The organism is Janthinobacterium sp. YR213 (assembly GCF_900099875.1).
In the GTDB taxonomy this organism is placed as follows: Bacteria; Pseudomonadota; Gammaproteobacteria; order Burkholderiales; family Burkholderiaceae_D; genus Janthinobacterium; species Janthinobacterium lividum.
The window spans coordinates 935,366-958,309 of record NZ_FNDA01000001.1 but is presented as its reverse complement, the minus strand read 5'-3'; the positions used below and the strand labels follow the sequence as shown (position 1 = coordinate 958,309).

22 protein-coding genes are annotated in these 22,944 nt (G+C 64.2%); 16 read left to right on the top strand and 6 right to left on the bottom strand.

The window, feature by feature from the left end:
- Positions 1–13: 13 nt before the first annotated feature.
- From BLT98_RS04260 to BLT98_RS04235, 6 genes are all read right to left on the bottom strand, one after another.
- Positions 14–1,219 carry a type II secretion system F family protein gene (locus tag BLT98_RS04260; protein WP_070256783.1) on the bottom strand — a complete coding sequence of 402 codons (1,206 nt, stop codon included), beginning with the start codon at positions 1,217–1,219 and terminating at the stop codon, positions 14–16.
- The gene (locus tag BLT98_RS04255; RefSeq protein WP_092605489.1) at positions 1,219–2,922 is read right to left on the bottom strand and encodes a GspE/PulE family protein; all 1,704 of its coding nucleotides are present in this window, start codon (positions 2,920–2,922) and stop codon (positions 1,219–1,221) included. Before BLT98_RS04255 ends, BLT98_RS04260 begins: the two co-directional genes overlap by 1 nt.
- A gap of 7 nt (positions 2,923–2,929) precedes the next feature.
- The gene (locus tag BLT98_RS04250; RefSeq protein WP_092605487.1) at positions 2,930–4,336 is read right to left on the bottom strand and encodes a tetratricopeptide repeat protein; all 1,407 of its coding nucleotides are present in this window, start codon (positions 4,334–4,336) and stop codon (positions 2,930–2,932) included.
- Positions 4,333–6,297, bottom strand: a complete 1,965-nt coding sequence (locus BLT98_RS04245) for a secretin N-terminal domain-containing protein (RefSeq protein WP_092606893.1) — start codon at positions 6,295–6,297, stop codon at positions 4,333–4,335. Before BLT98_RS04245 ends, BLT98_RS04250 begins: the two co-directional genes overlap by 4 nt.
- Positions 6,298–6,403: 106 nt before the next feature.
- Positions 6,404–7,825: an ExeA family protein gene (locus BLT98_RS04240; RefSeq protein WP_244517381.1), complete on the bottom strand. Its 1,422-nt coding sequence runs from the start codon at positions 7,823–7,825 to the stop codon at positions 6,404–6,406.
- A complete protein-coding gene (locus BLT98_RS04235) occupies positions 7,822–8,550 on the bottom strand; it encodes an ABC transporter ATP-binding protein (protein WP_092605483.1) in 729 nt (242 codons plus the stop codon). The genes BLT98_RS04240 and BLT98_RS04235 overlap by 4 nt, the downstream gene beginning before the upstream one ends.
- A gap of 207 nt (positions 8,551–8,757) precedes the next feature.
- Between BLT98_RS04235 and BLT98_RS04230 the strand changes: the two genes are divergently transcribed.
- The 16 genes from BLT98_RS04230 to BLT98_RS04155 all read left to right on the top strand — a co-directional run bounded on the left by BLT98_RS04230 (position 8,758) and on the right by BLT98_RS04155 (position 22,900).
- Positions 8,758–10,461, top strand: a complete 1,704-nt coding sequence (locus tag BLT98_RS04230) for a GspE/PulE family protein (RefSeq protein WP_070256793.1) — start codon at positions 8,758–8,760, stop codon at positions 10,459–10,461.
- 1 nt (position 10,462) lies between these two features.
- Positions 10,463–11,698: a type II secretion system F family protein gene (locus tag BLT98_RS04225; RefSeq protein WP_034781100.1), complete on the top strand. Its 1,236-nt coding sequence runs from the start codon at positions 10,463–10,465 to the stop codon at positions 11,696–11,698.
- Entirely contained in the window at positions 11,698–12,204 is a 507-nt protein-coding gene (locus BLT98_RS04220; RefSeq protein ID WP_092605482.1) for a type II secretion system protein, read from the top strand. The genes BLT98_RS04225 and BLT98_RS04220 overlap by 1 nt, the downstream gene beginning before the upstream one ends.
- A complete protein-coding gene (locus tag BLT98_RS29650) occupies positions 12,174–12,764 on the top strand; it encodes a type IV pilin protein (RefSeq protein ID WP_280141157.1) in 591 nt (196 codons plus the stop codon). Before BLT98_RS04220 ends, BLT98_RS29650 begins: the two co-directional genes overlap by 31 nt.
- Before the next feature lie 166 nt (positions 12,765–12,930).
- Entirely contained in the window at positions 12,931–13,470 is a 540-nt protein-coding gene (locus BLT98_RS04210; RefSeq protein ID WP_092606890.1) for a prepilin-type N-terminal cleavage/methylation domain-containing protein, read from the top strand.
- On the top strand, positions 13,460–14,017 hold the full coding sequence (locus BLT98_RS04205) for a type IV pilus modification PilV family protein (RefSeq protein WP_092605478.1): 558 nt from the start codon (positions 13,460–13,462) through the stop codon (positions 14,015–14,017). Before BLT98_RS04210 ends, BLT98_RS04205 begins: the two co-directional genes overlap by 11 nt.
- Positions 14,014–14,901 carry a prepilin-type N-terminal cleavage/methylation domain-containing protein gene (locus BLT98_RS04200; RefSeq protein WP_092605476.1) on the top strand — a complete coding sequence of 296 codons (888 nt, stop codon included), beginning with the start codon at positions 14,014–14,016 and terminating at the stop codon, positions 14,899–14,901. The genes BLT98_RS04205 and BLT98_RS04200 overlap by 4 nt, the downstream gene beginning before the upstream one ends.
- A complete protein-coding gene (locus BLT98_RS04195) occupies positions 14,898–15,350 on the top strand; it encodes a hypothetical protein (RefSeq protein ID WP_092605474.1) in 453 nt (150 codons plus the stop codon). The genes BLT98_RS04200 and BLT98_RS04195 overlap by 4 nt, the downstream gene beginning before the upstream one ends.
- Before the next feature lie 131 nt (positions 15,351–15,481).
- A complete protein-coding gene (locus BLT98_RS04190) occupies positions 15,482–16,441 on the top strand; it encodes a type IV pilus biogenesis protein PilM (protein ID WP_092605472.1) in 960 nt (319 codons plus the stop codon).
- Positions 16,438–17,100, top strand: a complete 663-nt coding sequence (locus BLT98_RS04185) for a hypothetical protein (RefSeq protein WP_092605470.1) — start codon at positions 16,438–16,440, stop codon at positions 17,098–17,100. Before BLT98_RS04190 ends, BLT98_RS04185 begins: the two co-directional genes overlap by 4 nt.
- Entirely contained in the window at positions 17,100–17,783 is a 684-nt protein-coding gene (gene gspM, locus BLT98_RS04180) for a type II secretion system protein GspM (protein WP_092605468.1), read from the top strand. Before BLT98_RS04185 ends, gspM begins: the two co-directional genes overlap by 1 nt.
- A complete protein-coding gene (locus BLT98_RS04175) occupies positions 17,768–18,157 on the top strand; it encodes a hypothetical protein (protein ID WP_092605466.1) in 390 nt (129 codons plus the stop codon). Before gspM ends, BLT98_RS04175 begins: the two co-directional genes overlap by 16 nt.
- Before the next feature lie 38 nt (positions 18,158–18,195).
- Entirely contained in the window at positions 18,196–19,980 is a 1,785-nt protein-coding gene (mshL, locus tag BLT98_RS04170) for a pilus (MSHA type) biogenesis protein MshL (protein ID WP_092606887.1), read from the top strand.
- Positions 19,981–20,886 (top strand): ExeA family protein, encoded by a 906-nt coding sequence (locus tag BLT98_RS04165; protein ID WP_092605464.1) that lies wholly within the window; start codon positions 19,981–19,983, stop codon positions 20,884–20,886. It abuts the gene before it with no gap.
- Between the two features lie 17 nt (positions 20,887–20,903).
- On the top strand, positions 20,904–21,983 hold the full coding sequence (locus tag BLT98_RS04160; protein WP_244517378.1) for a tetratricopeptide repeat protein: 1,080 nt from the start codon (positions 20,904–20,906) through the stop codon (positions 21,981–21,983).
- A 26-nt stretch (positions 21,984–22,009) separates the two neighbouring features.
- Positions 22,010–22,900 (top strand): alpha/beta hydrolase, encoded by an 891-nt coding sequence (locus BLT98_RS04155; protein ID WP_092605462.1) that lies wholly within the window; start codon positions 22,010–22,012, stop codon positions 22,898–22,900.
- The last annotated feature ends 44 nt before the right edge of the window (positions 22,901–22,944 follow it).

Below are 22,944 nucleotides of genomic sequence, written 5' to 3'. Positions count from 1 at the left end.
CAGGTCTCGAATCTCAAGTTTTGATCGTGCTGATGGTGTCGTAGATCGGCCCCAGTACCGACAGCATGATCCAGCCCAGCAGCAAGCCCAGGATGACCGTCATGGCCGGCTCGATCATGGCTTGCACTTTTTCAATCAATTCCTTCACTTCGCGGTTGTAAAAGTAGCTGACATTGCGCAAGGCCGTGTCCAGCGAACCCGTTGCCTCGCCCACCTTCAGCATGCGGATCACCAGCGGCGGGAAGATGCCCGTGTGCTGGAAGGCGGCGGTCACGCCGTAACCCTCGCCGATCAGCTGCGCGGCGCGGCGCAGGCCGGCCGCCACCACCTGGTTGCCGGCGATGCCTTCGGACAGGCGGATGCATTCGAGTATCGTGATGCCGGAGGCATACATCAGGGCAAAAAACGTGGCGAAGCGGGCCAGGATGATCTTGTGCAGCACGGGGCCGACCAGCCACAGCCGTAGCTTCAAGCCATCCCACGCATAACGGGCCGCCTCGCTGCGGCGGATGAGCGCGCGCAGGCCGAAAAACAGCAGCACGGGCAAGGCCAGCAGCAGATACCAGTAATCGATGAACACATTCGAGACAAAGATCAGCACGCGCGTATGCAGCGGCAGCTCGCCGCCCATGTTGCGGATGAATGCCGTCAGCTGGGGCACCAGATAGATCATCAGGAAAAACGTCACGGCCGCCACGACGATGGCCACGATGACGGGGTACATGACGATCTTGCGCGTCTGCGAGGCCAGCTCGTCCTGCCACTTCAAACTTTCCGACAGGTTCTTGAACACGTCGGCGATCCTGCCGCTCTGTTCGCCCGCCAGGATCAGGCTGGTGAATGTGGCGTCGAAGATGTCGCCATGCTGGGCCAGTGCGCCCGACAGGGGCAAGCCGCCTTCGATGCTTTCGATCAGATCCGTGACGACTTCGCGCAGGCGCGGGTGGTCCGTGCTTTCGCGCAAGTCGTTCAAGCCTTCCAGGATGGGCACGCCCGCGCCCGTCAATTGCTCCATGTGGAAGCAGAAATTGATCAGGTCGCGGCGGTGGATGATCCGCTTGCCCAGCAACACCAGGTACTGGCCCGTGATCTTGCAGTCGATCAAGTCGAGCTGCATGCGGTGCAGGCGCGCTTCCAGGTCCGGCACGTTGGCCGCCTCCATGCTGCCGGGAATCAATGCGCCGCTGGCATCCATGGCGCGGTAGACATATTGCGCCATCAGGCCAGCCTTTCCGTCAGGTCGACCACGCGGCCCACTTCTTCCAGTGTGGTGACGCCTTCGAGCACGCGGCGCATGCCGTCGTCGACGATGCCCTTGAAGCCGGCCGCGCGCGCCGCGTTCTTCAGTTCGCGGCTGCTGGCGCGGCGCGCCGTCAACTCATCGAGTTCGGCCGTCATCTTGAGGATTTCCATGATCGCCAGGCGGCCCTTGTAGCCCTGATGCGCGCAGCGCTCGCAGCCCACGGCGCGGCAGATGGAGGCGGGCGCCTCATCCGTGGCCAGGCCCAGCAGGCGGCGCTCGACATCGTCGGCAATGACGGTTTCCTTGCAATGCGGACACAAACGCCGCACCAGGCGCTGCGCCACGATGCCGATGATGTTGCCGGCCATGATGTCGGGCAGGATGCCGATGTCGAGCAGGCGCGCGACGGAACCGATGGCCGAGCTCGTATGAAGGGTGGAATACACCTGGTGGCCCGTCATGGCGGCCGCAAAGGCCATTTCCGCCGTTTCGCGGTCGCGGATCTCGCCCACCAGGATGATGTCCGGGTCTTGCCGCATCATCGAGCGGATGCCGTCGGCAAAGCCCAGCTTGACGGATTCGTTGACGGAGGTCTGGCGTATCATGTTCATCGGATACTCGACCGGGTCCTCCAGGGTCATGATGTTGACGCTTTCCGTATTGATATGGTTGAGTATCGAATACAGGGTGGTGGTCTTGCCGCTGCCCGTCGGGCCCGTCACGAGGATCACGCCGTCGGGGCGCGCAATCATCAGTTTCAGCAAGTTCAGTTCCGCGTCGGCCAGTCCCAGGGCATCCAGCGGGACGATGCCTTTTTGCCGGTCCAGCACGCGCAGCACGACGTTTTCGCCATGCGTGGTGGGCTGCGCCGAGGCGCGGAAGTCGATTTGCCGCCCGGAAAACTTGATGCTGATGCGGCCATCCTGCGGCGCGCGCGCCTCGGCGATATTCATGTTCGACATCACCTTCAGGCGCACGGCCATGGCCGGCCAGTACGATTTGTGCAGGCTGCGGATTTGCCGCAGGATGCCGTCGATGCGGTAGCGGATGCGCAGGAACGACTGTTCCGGCTCGAAATGGATGTCCGAGGCGCCGTTCTGCACGGCATCGGCCAGCAGCGCATCGATCAGGCGCACCATGGGCTGGCTGTACTCGTCCGATGGCGACGCCATGCTTTGATAGCTGACTTCGCCCGTTTCGATTTCGTGCAGGATGCCATCGATCGACAGCTCGAAACCATAGTACTGGTCGATGGCGCGCGAAATGTCCGATTCGTTGACGAGCACGGTGGAAATCGTGATGCCCTTGACCAGCATGGCGCTGATCTGGTCGAGCGCCACGATGTTGCTCGTGTCGGCCATGGCCAGGATCAGGTTGTCCGCCTGCCGTTCATACACGATGGGAAACACGCGGTAGCGCTTGGCCACGTCCTTCGGGATCAGCTTCAGGGCAATGGCGTCGACCACTAGGCTGGACAGATCCGCGCTGACCTGTTTCAGGTTTTCGCTGAGGGCCTCGCGCACGGTGGCTTCCGTCACAAAACCCAGGGTGATCAGCAGCTTGCCCAGCGGTTCGCTGCTGCGCCGCTGCTCGATCAGGGCGATGCGCAGTTGGTCTTCGCTGATCACGCCTTTCTGGATCAGCAGCTTGCCGAGGGGAAGTTTTGCCTGTTCTGCCATGTGATGCTTATTCCTGACGGGGTGTGATGATGGCCGGCTCGGCCGCTGCCGCGGGGGACGCCAGTTCGCGCAAACGCGTTTGCACGATGGCCTGGTCGAAGGCGGCGGGCGTCGTTTGCGCCAGGGTCAGGGCGCGCTGGTAATACGTGGCGGCCAGCCGGGGCTGGTTCAGCCGGTCCAGGCCCACGGCCAGGTTGAACGCATAGTCGGGATTGCCGGGCGCGGCGCCGTAGGCGCGGAAAAATTGCTGTTGCGCTTCGTTCCAGCGGCGCTGCTTGGCGTACACATTGCCCAATGCAAACAGCACGGGGGCGCTGTCGGGGCTGCGCGCCAGGATGGCTTTCAATTTTGCCTCGCTGAGCGCCACGTCGCCCTGGCGCAGCCCGATCAGGCCGGCCAGCGCCTCGCCATCGTCGGGATTGATTTCCAGTAAACGCACGTACAGCGCCGCCGCCTGCGCGCCTTGGTGCTCGCGCAAGGCCACGGCAGCCAGGCCCAGCAGCGCGTCGCGGTTGGTGGCATCCTGCTGCAACACGGTTTCATATTGCTGACGAGCAGAACCCAGCTGGCCCCCGTTGAAGGCTTGGTAGGCTTGCTGCACGCCGGGGTTGATTTGCGGCGCGGCGACACTGCGCTGCACCTGGATCTGGCTATTGTCGGGCGCCGCCACGGGCGGCAGGCTGGGCGGTGCGGGCGGCGCCAGCTGCGCCAGCTGCGCCGCCACGGCGGCCTGGGCCGCCGCCTGTATCATCGCCTGCTGCTCCGCAGCACCTGTTTGCTGGCGCGTGTCGCGCGGATAGTCGGGCGGCAGTGCGGCGGGCGTCACGGCGTCGGGCGGCGCGGCACCCGTTGCCGGCACCACCAGCACGGGACCGGCAACGCCGGTTGTGCCCGGAGCGTCCGTCAGCGGCATGGGCACGCCGGGCAGGTTGGCGCCCGCGCCGGGGCTGGTGCTGGCGCGCCAGTACCAATATCCCATGGAACCTGCCACCACCAGCAATATCGCCAGCAGCACGGCCAGGCGCACGGTGGCCGGATCGACGCTGATGGGCCCCGTGGGGCCTTTCGGCGGCGGATTGCTGCGGCTGGCGCGTGGCCTGGCCTGCGGCGGTTCGGGGCGAGGGGGCTGCTGCTGACTTGGCTGCGCGCCTTGCTGCGCAGCTGGCTGTGGATCTGGCTGGGCCGCATTCTGCGCCGGTTGCGGCGCGGGCGCGTCCGCCAGCGGTTCCAGGCGCAAGGTGCTTGGCGGCTGCACGGTCGCTGGCGCTGGCGCGGGACGGGGCGGCAGGGCGTCGGCCGGCGCCAGTTCCAGTACCTGGTCGTAGGCTTCGGACGGCTTTTCCAGCTCCTCGTCGGAAAGGCTGTTCTGTTTGGCGCGCTCGGCCTTCTTGAGCGCCTGCATCAGCAAACTCATGGGAAGTCTCCCTGCAGGCGCGCCTGCGGCCGGACGGCCGGCGCCGGCGGGCCATCCGTGTATGGCTGGCTGTTGAGCGGCGCCTGGCCGGGCAGCAAGTAGCGGTAGTCGCGGTAATCGCCCTCGACGCTGGCATCCTTGACCACGACGGGGCGCATGAAGATCACCAGCTCCGTCTTGCTGCTTGCCTCATTGCGGTAGGTAAACAGATTACCCACGATTGGCAGGCTCGACAGGCCAGGCACGCCATCCTTGGCGTTGTCGACGGAATCCTGCATCAGGCCGCCCATCACGGCGATCTGGCCATTGCCCACTTTCATGATCGATTCCAGCTCGCGCGCCTGGATCACGGGCACGCGGCTGATCACGCTGGCGAGGGCCGGATTCGGGTCTTGCACATAGCCCACGATGCGCGTGATGGTGGGACGCACGTTCAGGGTGACTTCATCGCTGTCGGAAATCTGCGGCGTGACGCTCATGACGAAGCCGACGGGCACCGTTTCCAGTTTCGACTCATAGGTGGCTGGCGTGGTGATGGTGCCTGTCGAGCTGATCACGGCAGGCGTCACCTTGATGGTAAAGAAGACATTGTTGTCGACCACTTTCAGCATGGCCGTTTGATTGTTCAGCACGCTGATCTTCGGACTGGACAGCACTTTCACCTTGCCGAACGATTCGAGCAGCTGGATGGTGGTGGAAAAACTGTCTTTCAGATAATTGAGCAGGAAGATGCCGGGCGTGGCGTTCGGCGTGACGCCGCTGGACAGGGCCGCCGTGCCCACCTGTCCCTGGCGCAGCTGCAGGCTGCCCGTCAGGCGCGCCCAGTTGATGCCTTGCTGGTATTCATTGCTCAGGCGCACTTCAATGATGGTTGCCTCGATCAGCACTTGCCGCTTGGCGCTGTGCAACACGGCGTCGAGGAATTCCGCGATCTTTTCATGCTGGCGCCCCGTGGCCCGCACGGCGATCAAGCCGCCTTCCACATTCACGACGACGGACGAGGGGCTGCCCTTGTTGGCCAGTTTTAACAGCGGCATGCCGTTCGCGTCCAGCGGCTGGCCAGGCGTGGCGTTCTGGCTGGCCCCCTGCTGGCCCGGCGCAGATTGACCTCCATTCGGATTGCCATTCTGGTTGCCATACTGCATCGGCGGCTGGGCGCCGTACTGGCCAGTCGCACCGGCGGCAGGGACGTTGCCGGCCTGGTTCTGCTGCTGTCCTTGCTGCCCTTGCTGGCCGGGCATGGTCGTCAACTGCTGGTTCAGCTGCGCCAGCGGGTCCACCTGCACGTCGTTGAGCGTGGTTTCGCGCAGCAGGTCGCGGATATTCTTTTCCAGGCTGTACCAGAAATTATTTTCTGAACGATTCACGACCAGGGTGGTCGAATTGTTATTGCCGCTGCTGCCACTGCCCTGCGTGTTGCCAACGGGGTTGCTGGCATTGTTCGACCCGCCGCCTGCCGTGGAAATTTGCGTGGCGATATTCACGCTGCTGTTGGTGCTGCGCGCCATGTTGACGTAATCGACCTTGTAATTGCGCCATACGGGCGCGTCGGGCAACACCGTCAGGTTCTTGCCATCGATTTCGTAGCGCATGTCGACTTGCTTGCCGATGCGCGCCAGCAGTTGCGGCAGTGTCTGGTTCAGCGCATTCAGGGTGACGCTGCCTTCGATCTGCGGGTGGATATCGATATTCATGCCCGCGTCGCGCGCCAGGGCAAACAGCAGCGATTGCACGGGTACCTTGTGCACGGTGACGCTGTAGGTTTCCATTTTTGGCGCCGGCAGGGGCGCGGCCAGTGCGCTGCTTTGCAGCACAGGTTCGGGAATGACGCCGGCCGGGAGGGGCGCGGCATTGATGTGGACAGGCGACAGCGGCGTTTGATGCGTGGCGCAGCCGGACAGCATGGTGCTGCAGGCGAGGGCGACCCAGGAGGCCAGCACAGGAATAGGGTGTTGATTCATGAAAAGTTCGCCCTTGAAGTCGTGTTGTGCTTTTGTAATTTTACCCAGCATGATCGCCTAAAAGCAATCGCTGTGCGTGCCCGGGAGGCAATATACCGAAATAAAGTCAGGGGGCGCCACGCCTTGTTTGTGGCGGCGCTGCGGCTTTCATTTCCGTGCGGATACTATCTATGTCGCTCAGCAATATTTTCTGCGGCGACGTGGGCGCCAGCCTGGCCCACACGGCTTCGGCGCTGGCCCGGTCGGCGAAGCTGCCGTAGGCGATGACCAGGCGCGCGGCGGCGCTTGAGGGGGCTGCGCCAGACAGGCGAAACACGTGGAGGTCGTGCAGGCCGATGGCTTGCTGCGCCTGCTGCAGGAAGCTTTCCGCCGCGGCCTTTTCGGTGGCGGGCAGGCTGGCAATTTGCAGCACCAGTTGCTGCGGCCTTTGCTTTGCCAGCCAGTCGCGCGATTCGGCCAGCTTGCTGTCGAGCAGCGTGGGCTGCAATGGCGACGGCGTGCGCGCAACGGTTGCCTGGAGCGCGCTTGCGGCTGCGTCGGCGGGCGCGCTGCGGCGCATCTGACTTTGGTTGCTCGTCAGCCATTGCCACAGCAGAGCAAAGGCCAGCAGCAGCATCAGCGCGCTCAAGACGCCCGCCAGCAGCTTGCCCGCATGCCAGGGCGGACGGTGGAAGGGGCTGTCGGCAATAGCCAGGCGCACGTGGCGCGCGCTGATGTCCTGCGCATCGTCCGCAAACGCGGCCAGCAAGGACTTGTCGGCCAGGATATTGACCCTGCGCACGATGCCCTGCGCGGCGCGCGCCAGCTGGCGCAGCGCGGCTGGCGTGAAGAGCAGCGGCGCCGTGCGGCCGGCGGCGGCCAGGCGGCATGCCAGGTAGTCGTCCAGCAAGGACTTCGGCAGGCGCGGCACGGTGAAACTGTGGGTGATGCGTTCCTTCAATTGGCGGTACTGGGGCAAGTCCAGTGTCTGCTGCAATTCCGGCTGGCCAAACAGGACGATCTGCAGCAGCTTGTGGCTGGCCGTTTCCAAATTCGTCAGCAGGCGCAGCGCTTCCAGGGTGGCGCCCGGCATGGCTTGCGCTTCCTCTGCCAGCAGCACCACCTGGCGTCCCGCCGCATGCCGGGCGATCAGCTCGCCGTGCAGGGTGTGCAGCACGGCGTCGGCGCGGCATCCGTCCAGCGCCAGGCCAAGTTCGGCGGCGATGGCGTGCAGGACGTCATCCGGTTCCAGGCGGGGATTGAGCAGATACAGCACGTCGACCTGGGGCGGCAGGCGTTCGGCCAGCATGCGGCACAGCATGGTCTTGCCGCTGCCCACTTCGCCCGTCAGCTTGATGATGCCTTCGCCTTGCGTGACGGCATACAGCAGCGCATCGAGCAGTTCGCCCCGGGTATTGCCCGCATAAAAGAAGGCCGGGTCCGGCGTGATGCCGAACGGCGCCGTGCGCAAGCCGAAATGGCGCAGATACATGCCGTGCGGGGAGGGAGCGTAAGGCCGTCCGGGCGGCGCGGAGAGCGGGGCGTTCATGCCGCGATGCAATTGAGGAAAGCCTGTTCCAGGCTGGCATCGGTCGCGCCGCCATGGCGCGCGCGGCATTCGGCTGGCGTGCCCGTAAATACGATGCGACCCGCATGCAGGATGGCCATGCGGTCGCACAATTCTTCCACGTCGGCCAGCGCATGCGAGGTGAGCAGCGCGCCGCGGCCCTGCGCGCGCGCTTGCCGCAGCACTTGCTTGAACTGTGCGCGCGCCTTCGGATCGAGCCCGCTCATCGGTTCGTCCAGCACTAGTTGCGGTTTGCCCGACAGCAAGCAGGCGGCCAGCCCCAGTTTCTGCATCATGCCTTTCGAATAGTCGCGCGCGGGGCGCAGCAAGGCGTCCGGCGCCAGTTCCAGCGCGTCCAGGGCTTGCTGCTCGGCCTGCGCATCGGGGCGCACATTATGCAGGCGCGCCAGGTAGCGCAGGAAGTCGCCACCCGTCAGGTAATACGGCGCCTGGAAACGTTCCGGCAGAAAACACAGGGGCTGGCGCGCCGCGCCGTGGCGGTGCGCCTGGCCGAAAATGGCGATCTCGCCCCGCTCCGGCATGCAAAAGTCGAGCAGGCATTTCAGCAGGGAAGTCTTGCCCGCGCCATTCACGCCGACCAGGCCGAACAGTTCCCCCGCGCGCACCTGCAGATCGACGCCGCGCAGCACGGCGCTGCCCGCCAGCTGCAGATGCACGTTGTGGAACTCGATGGCGCAGGCGTTCATAGGGGCAATAGTCGGCAGCAAGACGGGGAATGACCCCCATTATTGGCATGGGCGCAGGTGGGCGGCAAGTGTTTCCTTGCAGAGTGTTGAAATGCGCAAAAATCAAACGATGGAATATATTTTCTTTAAGAAACAACAGGTTCTGGAATAAAATACTCCCGCGCGCCGCTGGCGTGCAGCGTCTGAAGAATTTGTCGAGGAGCAAGCATGGCAAGGCCAGAGAAAGTCCGGCTCGGTGAAATTTTGGTGCAGCAGAAATTGCTGACGGAAGAACAGTTGGGCCAAGCCTTGACGGAACAGAAGCGTTCGGGACGCAAGCTGGGCCGCGTTTTTGTCGAGCACGGCTTCGTCACGGAAGAGCAGATTTCTGGCGCGCTGGCGCGCCAGCTCGACATTCCCTACATCAATCTGAAGTTTTTCAACATCAATCCCGAACTGGTGCGGCTGCTGCCGGAAACCCAGGCGCGGCGCTTCCGCGCGCTGGTGCTGGAAGACCGCCGCGAAGGCTTGCTGGTCGGCATGTCCGATCCGACCGACCTGTTTGCGTACGATGAAATCTCGCGCCTGGTCAAGCGCCATATCGAGCTCGCTGTCGTCAATGAAACGGAAGTGCTGGCCGCCATCGACCGCATCTATCGCCGTACGGAAGATATCTCCACCCTGACGCGCGAGCTGGAGCAGGACCTGGGCGACGTTTCCGTCGACTTCGGCGCACTGGCCGCCAATCCGGGCCTGGAAGAGGCGCCCATCGTCAAGCTGCTGCAATCCGTGTTCGAGGATGCCACGCAGGTGCGCGCCTCGGACATCCACATCGAGCCGCAGGAAGGCCGGCTGCAGATACGCTTCCGCATCGACGGCGTGCTGCACCTGCAGACGGAAGCGGACAGCAAGATCGCCAGTTCGCTGGCGCTGCGCCTGAAGCTGATGTCGGACCTCGACATTTCCGAAAAACGCCTGCCGCAGGATGGCCGCTTCGCCATCCGCGTGAAAAACCAGCGCATCGACGTGCGTATTTCCACCATGCCGACGCAGTACGGCGAATCGGTGGTGATGCGCTTGCTGAATCAGGGCGGCACGACCTTGCGCCTGGACGCCATCGGCATGCCGCCTGCGCTGGTGGCGCAGTTCCGCGCCATCGTCAGCCGTCCGAACGGCCTCGTGCTGGTGACGGGGCCGACCGGCAGCGGCAAGACGACGACCCTGTACTGCGCCTTGTCGGAACTCAATTCCGTGGAAAAAAAGCTCATCACGGTGGAAGACCCCGTCGAGTACCGCTTGCCCGGCATTAACCAGGTGCAAGTCAACGAGAAGATCGAGCTGAACTTTGCGCGCGTGCTGCGCTCGGCCTTGCGGCAGGATCCCGACATCGTGCTCGTCGGCGAGATGCGCGACCAGGAGACGGCGCAAATCGGCCTGCGCGCCGCCATGACGGGCCACTTGGTGCTGTCGACCCTGCATACGAACGACGCCATCAGCACGCCGCTGCGCCTGATGGACATGGGCGTGCCCCGCTACATGGTGGGCAGCTCGCTGCAAGCCGTGCTGGCGCAGCGCCTGGTGCGCGTGATCTGCGAAAGCTGCAGCACGCCGTACGCGCCCACGCCGAACGAATACGAATGGCTGCGCCTGGAACTGGGCGAGCTGGTCGAGCGCAACCAGTATTTCCACGGCAAGGGCTGCTCGCATTGCAACGGCATGGGTTACCGGGGCCGCACGGGCGTGTACGAATTGCTGGAAATCACGCGCGCCGTGGCCGACGCCGCCAACCATGCCGATCCTTCGCACTTCATGAAGGTGGCGACGGCGCAGATGGCGGGCGAAACCCTGCGCCGCCACGCCGTGCAGCTGGTGGTGCAAGGCCGTACGACGGTGATGGAAGCGATGCGCATCAGCAACCAGAGCGAGGATTGAGGTGCCGTTTTTCTCCTACAAGGCGCGCAGCGCCAGTGGCGAACTGCTGACCGGCGTGATGGAAGGCGCCGACAGCGGCGCCGTGGCCGACCAGTTGATGGCGGGCGGCAGCACGCCCGTCGACATCAGCGCCACCAGGCAGACGGTGACGAAGGCCGGCGCCAACCAGCTGGGCTGGTGGGCCAGGCTGACCGAGAAAAAAGTCACGCCCATGGATGTGCAGCTGTTCAGCCGCCAGCTGTACACCCTGCTCAAGGCGGGCGTGCCCATCATGCGCGGCTTGGCCGGCTTGCAGGAGTCCGCCATCAGTCCCGCGTTCGGGCGCATCATCAAGGATGTGCGCGAGTCGCTCGACGCGGGCCGCGAACTGTCGGCCGCCATGGCGCGCCATCCCGCCATCTTCACGCCGTTTTATCTGTCGATGGTGCGCGTGGGCGAAATGACGGGGCGCCTCGATGAAGTATTCCTGCGCCTGTTCGACCACCTGGAATTCGACCGCGACATGCGCGCGCGCGTGAAAACGGCGACGCGCTACCCGACCTTCGTCGTCTTTGCCATGCTCGCCGCCATGGTGGTGGTGAATATCTTCGTCATTCCCCAGTTCGAGAAGGTGTTCGCCAGTTTCCATGCGGAACTGCCCTTGATGACGCGCATCCTGATCGGCACCTCGCGCTTTACGGTGACGTACTGGCCCATCTTGCTGATGCTGGGCGTGGGCGGCTTTTTCGGCTGGCGCGCCTGGCTGCGCACGAAAGAGGGTCTGTATAAATGGGACCGCGCCAAGCTGCGCCTGCCGATCGCCGGCAAGATCATCCTGAAGGGCACGATGGCCCGCTTCGCGCGCAGTTTTGCCCTGTCGAGCACCAGCGGCGTGCCCATCGTGCAGGCCCTGACGGTGGTGTCGCAAACGGTTGACAACACGTATCTGAGCGCGCGCGTGGAGCAGATGCGCGACGGCGTCGAGCGGGGCGAAAGCATCCTGCGCACCTCGGTGGCGGCCGGCGTGTTTACGCCCGTGGTGCTGCAGATGATCGCCGTGGGCGAGGAATCCGGTTCGCTGGACGACTTGATGGACGAGATCGCCGACATGTACGAGCGCGAGGTCGATTACGAGCTGAAGACCCTGTCGGCGCAGATCGAGCCGATACTGATCGTCTTCCTCGGCGCCATGGTGCTGGTGCTGGCGCTGGGCATCTTCCTGCCGATCTGGGACCTGGGCCGGGCGGCCCTGCACTGATGAGAAAACCGCTCCGCCAGCGCGGTTTCACCCTGTTCGAGCTGGCGGTGGTGGCGGGCGTGTTCGCCATCCTGATGGCGGTATTCCTGAACCGGGTCCGCTATTACCAGCAGCAGGCGCAGCAGGTGGCCGTGGCGCAGATGCTCGGCGTCTTGCGCACCAGTTTGCGGGTGCAGGTGCTGCATTTATATCTGGCGGACCGGCGCGACAGGATGCCGGCGCTGGCGCGGCAAAACCCGTTCGACTGGCTGGCCGACAAGCCAGCCAACTACCTGGGCGAGTTCGCGCAGGCGGACCTTGAAAAATTGCCGGCAGGGAATTGGTTATACGACAAAAAAGAACAAAAAATCATCTATTTGTTTAGTAAAGGCAATATTTTTCCCACTACAGGGGTTGATGCAGTGAAATTTAAGGTAACCTTGCCGGGTGCAGACGCCGATCTTGACAAGCTCGCCCAGGAGCCCGATATCGTGGTGTGGAAAGCGCCGGAATCGGCAGCAAACTGACGCGCTTCCTGGTCCGGTGCAGCGACAGTTTCATGGCGTTGGTTTTGAAGTTTTTTTATTTGATTTTGGAGAAAGCAAGAATGAACAAGTCTTTACGTAGTATGAAAAGCGGCGCCCAGGCAGGTTTTACCCTGATCGAATTGATCGTCGTCATCGTCATCCTCGGCATCCTGGCCGCCACGGCGATTCCTAAATTCATCGACATGTCGACCGATGCACGCGTGGCCAAGATGCAGGCGGCTGCTGGCGCGATCAAGGCGGGTGCGGCGCTGTACCATGCCCAGTATCTGGTGAGTGGCGGTGCCGCTGATGATATCGCCATGGAAGGCGTTACTGTCGCCGGGAAGTTTGGCTATCCGACTGCGGAAGGTATCAAGGCCGCTGCAGGTCTTTCAGACAAAGATTATGGTCTGGCTATCGCTGGTACGGCGTTGACCGTGACTGTTGATGTGACCGCGAATGCGGCGCGCAAGGACTGCTCGGTGGTCTATACGGCCCCTGCCGCTGCAGGCGGTGCCCTGACTGTCGATCTCAAGGCAACTACCTTGACCTGCAAGTAAACCATTCGCCATCGGCAAGAAGGTTCAGGCCAGATCCTGGCACTTCTTGCGCACCACCAGCCCAACCCCAGGCGCCAGCCCGTTGGGCTTTTTTACGGGTCATCCATTGCAGCAGCCACCGACAGACTTTCCGCATCCGCATCGCCAAGCAGGGCCGCCAGGCTCCCTGCGGCGTACGGCTGCGCGCGGCTTCACCTTGATCGAGCTGGTGGCCGTGCTGGTGCTGGCGGGCTTGCTGGCGACGTTTGCCGTCAACCGGTTTTTCCAGCGCGACACTTTTGACGCGCGCAGTTTTGCCGACCAGGTGACGAATATCGTGCGCTACGGGCAAAAGCTGGCGGTGGCGCAAAACCGTGCCGTGTTTGTGCACATCGATACCAACAGCGTGGCGCTGTGCTTCGATGCCGGTTGCAGCGATGAGCAGAAGGTGGTGCCGCCCACGGGCAGGAACAGCGGCAGCAAGGAGACGCAGCAGTATTGCCTGGGGAGCAATTGGCTGTGCGAAGGCCGTCCGTCCGGCGTTACCCTGTCCACCGATGTGACAGGCGAGCCCAGCTTTTATTTCGATGCGCTGGGCCAGCCATATGCGCAGGGCGATGTGTTCCCTGCGCCATCGGCTTTCCCGGCGCGGCTGAAAATCAGCATCCGGGGCGACGGCACGGAGCGCGTCGTCACGGTCGAGGGGGAGACGGGCTATGTCCATTAGCCAGCGGCGCCGGCGTGAACGCGGCGTGACCCTGATCGAACTGGTGCTGTTTATCGTCATCGTCGGCCTGGCCTCGGCCGCCATCCTGGGCGTGATGAGCCTGACGACAAAGCACAGCGCCGACCCGCAACTGCGCAAGCAGGCGCTGGCGATTGCCGAAGGCATGCTGGAAGAAATCCAGCTGGCGCGTTTCACGTATTGCGATCCGCAAGACCCTGCCGCGCAAACGGCCACCAGCCCGGCCGGCTGCGCCATCCCGGAAGTGGCCGGACAAGAGCCAGGCGGCGTGACGCGGCCTTTCGACAACGTCAACGATTACGTGAGCGCGTATGGCACGGCCACGAATTACAAGACAGATGCGCAGGGCGCCGTCTGGGCTGCAGGTTCCCCCCAGGAATACGTTGCCTCTGTGGTGATCACCCAGGCAGCCCTGAACGGCTTGCCCGCCACGGAAGGTCTGCGTATCCAGGTGACGGTGCCGTATGCCGACCAGAAGATCGTGCTCGACGGCTATCGCGTGCGCTATGCGCCGAACAGTATCCCATGAAAAATTTTCTTGACGCCAGGCGCCTTGCGCGCGGCTTTACCCTCGTCGAGATGGTCATCGTGATCGTCATTACGGGCATCATCGGCACCATGGTCGCCGTCTTCATCCGCGTGCCCGTGCAGGGCTATATGGATGTCGCGGCGCGCGCGGCGCTGGCCGACACGGCCGATACGGCGGCGCGGCGCCTGACGCGCGACGTGCGCCTGGCCCTGCCCAACAGCGTGCGCGTGTCGAACAACGGCCTGTTCCTGGAATTGCTGCTGACCAAGACGGGCGGACGCTACCTGAGCGACAGCGACCCGTCGGGACTGGGCAGTGTGCTGAGCTTCGAAACCCCTCCCGCCCCCGGCGTTCCGGGGAGCTTCACCGTCGTCGGCGCCATGCCCGCCAATGCGCTGGGCGCGCGCCAGGCGATCAGCGTGGGCGACCAGATCGTCGTCTACAACCTGGGGGGAGCTTACGCGCCGAACAATGCATATGCGTGCAGTCCGGCAAACGGCTGCAACCGCGCGGCAGTGACGGGCGTGGCCGGTACTGTCGTCACGCTTGGCAGCTATCCTTTCACGACGGCGCCAGCGCCGCTGCCATCGCCGTCGAACCGCTTCCAGGTGGTGTCGACCCCCGTCACCTATGCGTGCGATCTGGCGACCGGCACCTTGACCCGCTACGCGGGCTATGCCATCCAGGCCACCCAGCCGGTTGCGGCGGACTTGAAGGATGGCGCACTGCTGGCGCGCCAGGTAACGGCGTGCGCCTTCAGCTATACCGTGCTGGCCAATGTGCAGCGGGGCCTGGTAAATATCGACCTGAGCCTGGGCGCGGCGAACAGCAATACGGGCGTGCTGCGCCTGGTGCAACAGGTGCAGGCGAGGAATACGCCATGACGCATTTGCTGTGCCACCGCGCGCGCCGCACGCGCGGTTTCAGCCTCGTCACGGCCATTTTTCTGCTGGTGGTGCTGGCCGCGCTGGCGGCCGTGATGGTGAATATCTCCACCTTCCAGCAGACGGAATCGGCCATGGACGTGCAGGGCGTGCGCGCCGAACAGGCTGCCCGTGCCGGCCTCGAATGGGGGCTGCAGAAACAGATCAGCGCGGGCCTGACCACTGGCGCGGCATGTCTCGGCGCCAGCACGTTCAGCTTGCCGGCCGGCACGACGCTGTCGGCGTTCAGCGTCACCGTGCAATGCAGCACGGCCACGGGGCCCGGCACCTTGACCAGCTGGACCATCACGGCCACGGCTTGCAACCAGCCAGGAGCCGGCGGCTGTCCGAATGCGGGCAATAACGCGGATTATGTCCAGCGCCGCCTGCAAGCCGTGTTGTCGCAGTAAGGTCAACTAGGTGAAAAAAAGATCGCTAATTTATTGTTTTTACACAATAAAGTTGGCTTCATGAATTAAAATTGGCTGGATGCATTATCTGCGCGACAAGATCGGGCAGGCACTTACACTGGATAGTTCGCATGGGTTTATTCGCAAGAGCAAAGAAGTACGATGGCTGGCTGGCCACGGCGTTTGGCCGCGAAGGCGTCAGCGCTGTCGTTGTCGAACGTCCCGCCGGCGGCATGCCGCGCGTGCGGGGCGCCAGTTACCAGGCGGCCGCGCGGCCTGCGCCGGCCGAGGTGCTGGAAAAACTGGGCAAGGAGCTGCAGGCGGCAGCGCGCCACTGCACCAGCGTGCTGGCCGGTGGCGAATACCAGCTGCTGTCGCTGGAAGCGCCGGCCGTGCCGCGCGAGGAGCTGAAGACGGCCGTGGGCTGGCGTTTGAAAGACATGCTGGACTTTCCCCTGGCCGAGGCCACCATCGACGTGTTCGACATCCCCGGCGACCCGAACGGTACCCAGCGGGGCAGCAGCGTGTTTGCCGTCGCCGCGCGCAACAGCGCCGTGTCGCGCCGCCAGGCGCTATACGCGGAATGCAAGATCGGCCTGTCCGTGATCGATATCCCCGAGATGGCGCAGCGTAATATCGCCACCTTGCTGGAAACACCTGGACGCGGCATCGCCGTGCTGTCTTTCGATGGCGACGGTGGCTTGCTGACCATGAGTTTCAATGGCGAACTGTACCAGGCGCGCCGCATCGACGTGACTGTGACGCAATTGCAGTCGCCCGACGCCAGCCAGTACTACGACCGCGTCACCCTGGAACTGCAGCGCTCCTTCGACCACTTCGACCGCCAGTTCCATTTCATTTCGCTGTCCCGATTGATGCTGATGACGGGCGCGGCCGATGGCTTGCACGCATATCTTGCCGACAATCTCTACATGCCGGTCGAGCAGCTGGACCTGGCCACGGTGCTGGACTTGTCGCAGGCCCCCGAGCTGCGCGACCCCGCCATGCAGGCGCGCTACTTCCTGGCCATCGGCGGCGCCTTGCGCGAAGTTGGCTTGCACCCGGGCAAGCACGAAGGGAAGGGCGCATGAGCCAGCAGATCAATCTGTTCAATCCCCAGTTTGAACTGAAAAAACACCATATGTCGGCGCGCACGGCCAGCTTGGGCCTGGGCGGCCTGGCGCTGGCGCTGCTGGCCGTGGGCGTGCTGGCCCAGCAAGCTTTGAGCAGCCTGGAACAGCGCGAAGCGGGCGTCAAGGCGGCGCTGGCGCAAGGCGAGGCGAAGCGCGACCAGATTCTGCGCGATTATCCTCCACGCAAGAAAGACCCGGCCCTGGCGCAGGAACTGGCGGCCGTCGAGGCGCAGCGCCAGTTGCTGCAGGATGCGTCAAACGTGCTGGAAAGCGGCAAGCTGGGCAATACCCGCGGCTATGCCGGCTATTTCCGCGCGCTGGCGCAGGCCAGGGTCGAGGGCGTATGGCTGACGGGCGTGGATATCGCCGGCGCCGGCAATGATTTCGGCTTGCAGGGCCGCGCCTTGCATGCGTCGCTGCTGCCCGCCTACATCACGCGTCTGGGCCAGCAGGAGGTACTGAAAGGCAAGACCTTCGCCAGCCTCGACATCGGCCAGCCCGAGCAGCCGGCCGTGGCCGAGGGCAAGACACCTGGCCTGCCTTATATCGCGTTCAGCCTGCAATCTGCGGATCGTGCCGCCACGCCGCCAAAACCCGTTGCCGGAGGAACACACTGATGCTGCCCTTGCTGAAGAAATGGGCCACCGCCTTCGATGCCCTCAGCCTGCGCGAGCGGCTGATGGTGTTTGGCGCCGCTGCGGCCGCCGTCCTGTTCGTGTTTTATTTCATGAGCTTCAATCCCCTGTTGGTGAAACGCGCCGCGCTGGAAGCGAGCATTGCGCAAAAACAAAGCCTGTTGACCGCGACGAACAAGGAAATCGAGCTGACCATGCTCGCCCACGCCACCGATCCCGACCAGGAAGCGCGCACGCGCCTGGTGGCTTTGCAGGCGGAAACGGCGTCGCTGGCGCAGGCGCTGCGCGAGCAGCAGCATGGCCTGGTGGCGCCCGAGCGCATGGTCACCTTGCTCGAGTACTTGCTGCGCCGGCATGCCGGATTGCGCGTGGTGTCGCTGAAAACCTTGCCCGCCAGCGCCGTGGGCGTGCGCCAGGCCGATGCCGCGAACGGCGATGCCGCTGCCAAGGCACCGAGCCCGGCACCCTTGCTGCACCAGCATGGCGTGGAAGTGGTGCTGCAAGGCAGCTATGCCGACATGGTGCAATACATGCAGGCGCTGCAAGCGATGCCGACACGCGTCTTCTGGGGCGCCGCCCACCTCGATTCTGCCAGCTACCCGGGCGCCACCCTGACCCTGACCTTACATACCCTCAGCATGGACGATACATGGATCGCACTTTGACCTTCGGTCCCGCGCTGCTGGCGCCTTTCCTGGCACTGAGCCTGGCATGGCCGGGCGCGCAGGCACAGGCGCTGGACGACCCCACGCGCCCGCCGGCGGCCCTGTGGGCGCCGACCACTGCCGCGCCCGTCGTCGCGGCCCGGCCGCAGCTGCAATCGGTGCTCATCTCCACCCAGCCGGGCGGACGCCGCCTGGCCGTCATCGATGGCCAGACAGTCAAGGTCGGCGGCAAGGTGGGCGATGCCGTGGTGACGGAAATCCACGACACGGCCGTCGTGTTGCGGCGTGGAAAATCACTGGAAACCTTCAAGCTGTACCCGAGCAGCAAGACCGACAATAAGACCGGTCGCAAGACCGACCGCAAGCAGGAGTAGAAGAAGTGGCCAAGCAACTCAATCAACACAAGGCGAGCATGTTCAAGATCAGTACGATGGCGGCTGTCATCAGCGTCAGCCTGGGCCTGGGCGGCTGCAACGTCGCGCCCGTCAAGCGCGACACCTACAATGCGATCACCGATGCCGTCAAGGGCGCGGCGGCCACCACGGCGCCAGCGGCCCAGCCGGACGCCGTGGAAGCGGCGCTGCTGCCGCCCGTGGCGGCCCTGGCCCAGCAATTGCCAAAGGCCCGCGCGGCGCTCGACGAGCGCTTCAACGTGGCTTTCAACAATGTGCCGGCGCGCCAGTTCTTCACTTCCATCGTGGCCGGCACGCGCTACAACATGCTGGTCCATCCCGACATCGGCGGCACGATTTCCGCCAATCTGAAGGACGTGACCCTGTTCCAGGCGCTCGACGCCGTGCGTGAACTGTATGGCTACGATTACAAGGTCGAGGGCACGCAGATCTACATCAAGCCCCTGACCATGCAGACGCGTTTGTTCCACGTCAATTACCTGACGGGCGCGCGCCGCGGCAGCTCCAACCTGCGCGTCTCGTCGACGTCGGTGGGTTCGGTCGGTTCGACCAATTCCGGCGGCTCGGGCAACAGCGGGAATGGCGGCCAGGGCAATAACCAGAATAACGAGCAGAACCAGCAAACGAATGGCGGCCAGGGCGGCCGTACCCTGGACAGCAGCAACCTGACGACTTCGTCCACGGCAGATTTCTGGCCGGAGTTGAAGGCGGCGCTGGAAGCCATCGTCGGCAGCGCCGAAGGCGGGCGGCAAGTGGTGCTCAGCCCGCAGTCGGGCGTGATCGTCATCCGCGCTATGCCGGAAGAGCTGCGCAATGTCGACATGTATTTGAAGGCCACGCAGCTGTCCGTCGACCGCCAGGTGATCCTGGAAGCGAAAATCCTCGAAGTCGAACTCAACGACAACACGCAGACGGGCATCAACTGGGCCTCGTTTGCCTCGATCAAGAGCGGCCACACGAACCGCATTTCGACGGGCTTCATCCAGCCGGGCGGCACCCTGGCGCCGCTGCCGTTCAATGGCGGCCAGCCGCCCAACATGACGAATGGCAGCGGCTTGACGGCCAGCAGCGGCTTTGGCCTCAGTTCGGCGGCGAATTCGGCCGGTTCCATGTTTGGCCTGGCTTTCCAGACGGCCAATTTTGCGGCCATGATTTCCTTCCTGGAATCGCAAGGCTCCGTGCACGTGCTGTCGAGCCCGCGCATCGCCACCATGAATAACCAGAAGGCCGTGCTGAAGATCGGCACGGACGAGTTTTACGTGACGGGCGTGTCGACCACCACGAATACGACGGCCAGCGGTGCGACGACCAGCCCCAATGTGACCTTGCAACCGTTCTTTTCCGGCGTGGTGCTGGACGTGACGCCGCAGATCGATGCGGATGGCAACATCATCCTGCACGTGCACCCATCCGTCAGCCAGGTGTCGACCATCAGCAAGGAAATCGACCTGGGCAGCGCCGGTTCGCTGAAACTGCCGCTGGCCGCATCGAGCACATCCGAGATGGACAGCATGGTGCGCAGCCAGGATGGCCGCATCGTCGCCATCGGCGGCCTGATGCGCCAGGCCACCACGGCGGACCGCTCGCAAGTGCCGGGCGCGGGCGATATTCCCGTGCTGGGCGCGCTGTTCCGCAACACGGGACAGGTGATCCAGAAGCGCGAACTGGTGGTGCTGATCAAGCCGACCATCGTCGATGGCGCCAATAGCTGGAACGAGGACTTGCTCGATTCGGGCAAGCGCATCGAGGCGCTCGACCCGCGCCGTCCGTCGGAGCGGCGCTAAATGTACCAGGCCCATTTCGGCTTGCGCGAGGCGCCGTTCGGCCTCACGCCCGATACCAGTTTCTTTTTCAACGGCCCGCAGTCGCAAAAGGCGCTCAACACCCTGCTGGTGGCGGCGCGCAATGGCGAGGGCTTCATCAAGATCACTGGCGAAGTGGGGACTGGTAAAACCTTTTTGTGTCGCAAGTTCATGCAATCGCTGGGGCCGGACTTCGTCACGGCCTACATCCCGAATCCGAACTTGCCGCCCCGTTCGCTGATCCTGGCGCTGGCCGACGACCTCGATGTATTGCTGGAGAAAGATGCTGATCAGCATCAATTGCTCAAATCCCTCAACTTGCGCTTGCTCAACCTGGCGGCGCAGGGCAAGCGCGTGCTGCTGTGCCTGGACGAAGCGCAGGCGATACCCGTCGACAGCCTCGAAGCGCTGCGCCTGCTGACGAATTTGGAAACGGAAAAGCGCAAGCTGCTGCAGATCGTGCTGTTCGGCCAGCCGGAACTGGACGTCAAGCTGGCCCTGCCGGAAATCCGCCAGCTGGCGCAGCGCATCACCTTTCACTACCACCTGGGTCCGCTGTCGCGCGACGATGTGGATTTCTATGTGGCGCACCGCCTGCGCGTGGCCGGTTTCGATGGCGCGCGCCTGTTCAGCCGTGGCGGCGTGGGCAAGCTGTACCAGGCGTCCGGGGGTATCCCGCGCCTGATCAACATCATGGCGCACAAGGCGCTGATGGTGGCGTATGGCGAAGGCCGGCAGCAGGTGAGCGGCCGCCACGTGGCGCTGGCCGCCAGCGATACCCTGGCCAGCAAGCCGCGCCGCTTTTGGCGGAAGCCGTGGCCATGGCTGGCAGGCGCCGGCGTGCTGGCCGCCGCCTGCGGCGCGAGCTGGACTTTATTGAACCGATGACGAAGATGAGCCTGTAGATGAGCCTGATTAACAAGATGTTGCAAGACCTCGATGCCCGCGGTACTCCCGATGGACGCGGCGACGCGGCCGGCATCCGCTCCGTGCCCGAACGCGAGCGGGGCGTGTCGCGCGCGCTGGTCTTCGGCGGCGCTGCCGGCCTGACGGCCGCCGCCATCGCCCTGGGCTGGGTTTACCTGAAGCGTCCGGCCGTGCCGCCCGTGCTGGTCAGCGTGGCCAGCACGCCTGTTTTGGCTCCTGTGTCGGCTCCCGTGCCGGCGCCGGCGCCTGCCGCCGTTGTTCCCGCGCCCGCGCCCGCGCCCGTGCCCGTCGCGGCGGCGGAACCCGAGCCCGTGTTCTTGGCCGAGGAGGCCGCCCCCGCACCGAGCAAGGCGCGGCCCGCCGAATTGCGCCGCGTCATGGAAAAAGCCGCCAAGCCCGCCGCCGCGCCCATGGTAAGGACGGCATTGCCCGCTGCCAGCGAACGCATCATCGACGGCAAGCAAGTCACCGCGCAGCAGCGCGTGGAGAATGAATACCGGCGCGCGCTGGCCCAGTTGCAGGATGGCCGCGTCTCCGACGCCATGCTGGCCTTGCAGCAGACCCTGCAGATGGACCCGCGCCACCAGGGCGCGCGCGAAACCCTGGTGCGCCTGCTGCTCGAAGCGCAGCGCCCGGACGAGGCGGCCCGCCAGCTGCAGCTGAGCCTGGCGCTGGACCCGAAACAGCCGGCGCAAGCCATGATGCTGGCCCGTTTGCAGCTGGACAAGACGAGCGGCGGCGCGGCCGCCCTCGATACCTTGACGCGCAGCCTGCCGTACGCCAGCGACAGCGGCGAATACCATGCCTTCCTGGCCGGCGTGCTGCAGCGCGAACAGCGCTACCGCGAAGCGTCCGAGCACTACCAGCAGGCCCTGCAGACGGCGCCCGACAACAGCGTCTGGTGGATGGGGCTCGGCATCGCCCTGCAAGCCGACAACCACCCGGCCCAGGCGCGCCAGGCATTCGAGCGCGCCAAGGGCTTGCAAACCCTGTCGCCCCAGTTGCAGGCGTTTGTCGAGCGCAAGCTGGTGCAGCTGACGGCGGCGACGGCGAAGTAACTTTTAACTCAAAGAAAGAAACTAGATTGAAGCCTCTCCATCTGCTCATCGTCCTTTGCTGCCTTGCCAACAGCGCACTTGCCGCGCCTGCCAGCTACGTTCTGGACAATACGGAAGTGCGCGACATCCGTGCGCAAGCCCTGAAACGCGATTATCAGCTGTATGTCGCCTTGCCCGACTCCTATCGGCAGGGGAATAAACGCTATCCGGTGCTGTTCGTCGTCGATGCCAATTATTCGTTTGCCATCGTGCGCAATATCGCGCAGCGCCTGAACAAGCATGCGGGGATGGAAGAAGTCATCGTGGTCGGCTTGTCGTACGCCAACGGCGATGGCGGGGTGTACAGCCGCCGCCGCGATTACACGCCCACCACGCCGCGCAAGCATGATTACCGCTCGGACATGCCGGGGCGGCAACCGGCGTTCGGCGAAGCGAAGGCGTATGGCCAGTTCATCTCGGGCGAAGTGTTTCCGTTTATTGCGCAACAGTATCGCGTCAACATGCAGCGCAAGGTCTTCATCGGCCATTCCTACGGCAGCCTGCTGGGTCTGCAATTCCTGCTGACGGAACCGCGCACCTTCGAGCACTACATCCTCGGCAGCCCGTCGCTGTGGTACGACGCCGGCGTCATGTTCGACCGCGAACAGGCGTATGCCGCCAGCCACAAGGACTTGCCCGCGTCCGTATTCTTTGGCATCGGCGGCCTGGAAAAGCTGGCGGCGGGCAAGAAGCGTTCGCGTTCTGAAGAGGACGCTGACATGGTGGCCGACTTGCGCGAGTTCGACGGGAAGTTGACATCGCACAAGTTCCCCGGCCTGAAGACGCGCTTGCGCGTCTTCGCGGATGAAGATCACGCGAGCGTGTTTCCTTTCGTGCTCACGCATGGATTGCGGGCGTATTTGACGTCCGCAAAATGAAGGGTGCAGGGCGCCGCCCGCCAGACAGTGCCAGCGCCGCCATG

Excerpts from the sequence above, each read along its gene's own strand:
- BLT98_RS04205 (WP_092605478.1), top strand. The coding sequence starts at position 13,460 with ATGTCCATTAGCCAGCGGCGCCGGCGTGAACGCGGCGTGACCCTGATC.
- BLT98_RS04245 (WP_092606893.1), bottom strand. The coding sequence starts at position 6,297 with ATGAATCAACACCCTATTCCTGTGCTGGCCTCCTGGGTCGCCCTCGCC.
- BLT98_RS04160 (WP_244517378.1), top strand. The coding sequence starts at position 20,904 with ATGAGCCTGATTAACAAGATGTTGCAAGACCTCGATGCCCGCGGTACT.
- BLT98_RS04255 (WP_092605489.1), bottom strand. The coding sequence starts at position 2,922 with ATGGCAGAACAGGCAAAACTTCCCCTCGGCAAGCTGCTGATCCAGAAA.
- BLT98_RS04190 (WP_092605472.1), top strand. The coding sequence starts at position 15,482 with ATGGGTTTATTCGCAAGAGCAAAGAAGTACGATGGCTGGCTGGCCACG.
- BLT98_RS04175 (WP_092605466.1), top strand. The coding sequence starts at position 17,768 with ATGGATCGCACTTTGACCTTCGGTCCCGCGCTGCTGGCGCCTTTCCTG.
- BLT98_RS04235 (WP_092605483.1), bottom strand. The coding sequence starts at position 8,550 with ATGAACGCCTGCGCCATCGAGTTCCACAACGTGCATCTGCAGCTGGCG.
- BLT98_RS04240 (WP_244517381.1), bottom strand. The coding sequence starts at position 7,825 with ATGAACGCCCCGCTCTCCGCGCCGCCCGGACGGCCTTACGCTCCCTCC.
- BLT98_RS04200 (WP_092605476.1), top strand. The coding sequence starts at position 14,014 with ATGAAAAATTTTCTTGACGCCAGGCGCCTTGCGCGCGGCTTTACCCTC.
- BLT98_RS04260 (WP_070256783.1), bottom strand. The coding sequence starts at position 1,219 with ATGGCGCAATATGTCTACCGCGCCATGGATGCCAGCGGCGCATTGATT.
- gspM (WP_092605468.1), top strand. The coding sequence starts at position 17,100 with ATGCTGCCCTTGCTGAAGAAATGGGCCACCGCCTTCGATGCCCTCAGC.
- BLT98_RS04185 (WP_092605470.1), top strand. The coding sequence starts at position 16,438 with ATGAGCCAGCAGATCAATCTGTTCAATCCCCAGTTTGAACTGAAAAAA.
- BLT98_RS04250 (WP_092605487.1), bottom strand. The coding sequence starts at position 4,336 with ATGAGTTTGCTGATGCAGGCGCTCAAGAAGGCCGAGCGCGCCAAACAG.
- BLT98_RS04195 (WP_092605474.1), top strand. The coding sequence starts at position 14,898 with ATGACGCATTTGCTGTGCCACCGCGCGCGCCGCACGCGCGGTTTCAGC.
- BLT98_RS04165 (WP_092605464.1), top strand. The coding sequence starts at position 19,981 with ATGTACCAGGCCCATTTCGGCTTGCGCGAGGCGCCGTTCGGCCTCACG.
- BLT98_RS04220 (WP_092605482.1), top strand. The coding sequence starts at position 11,698 with ATGAGAAAACCGCTCCGCCAGCGCGGTTTCACCCTGTTCGAGCTGGCG.
- mshL (WP_092606887.1), top strand. The coding sequence starts at position 18,196 with ATGTTCAAGATCAGTACGATGGCGGCTGTCATCAGCGTCAGCCTGGGC.
- BLT98_RS04230 (WP_070256793.1), top strand. The coding sequence starts at position 8,758 with ATGGCAAGGCCAGAGAAAGTCCGGCTCGGTGAAATTTTGGTGCAGCAG.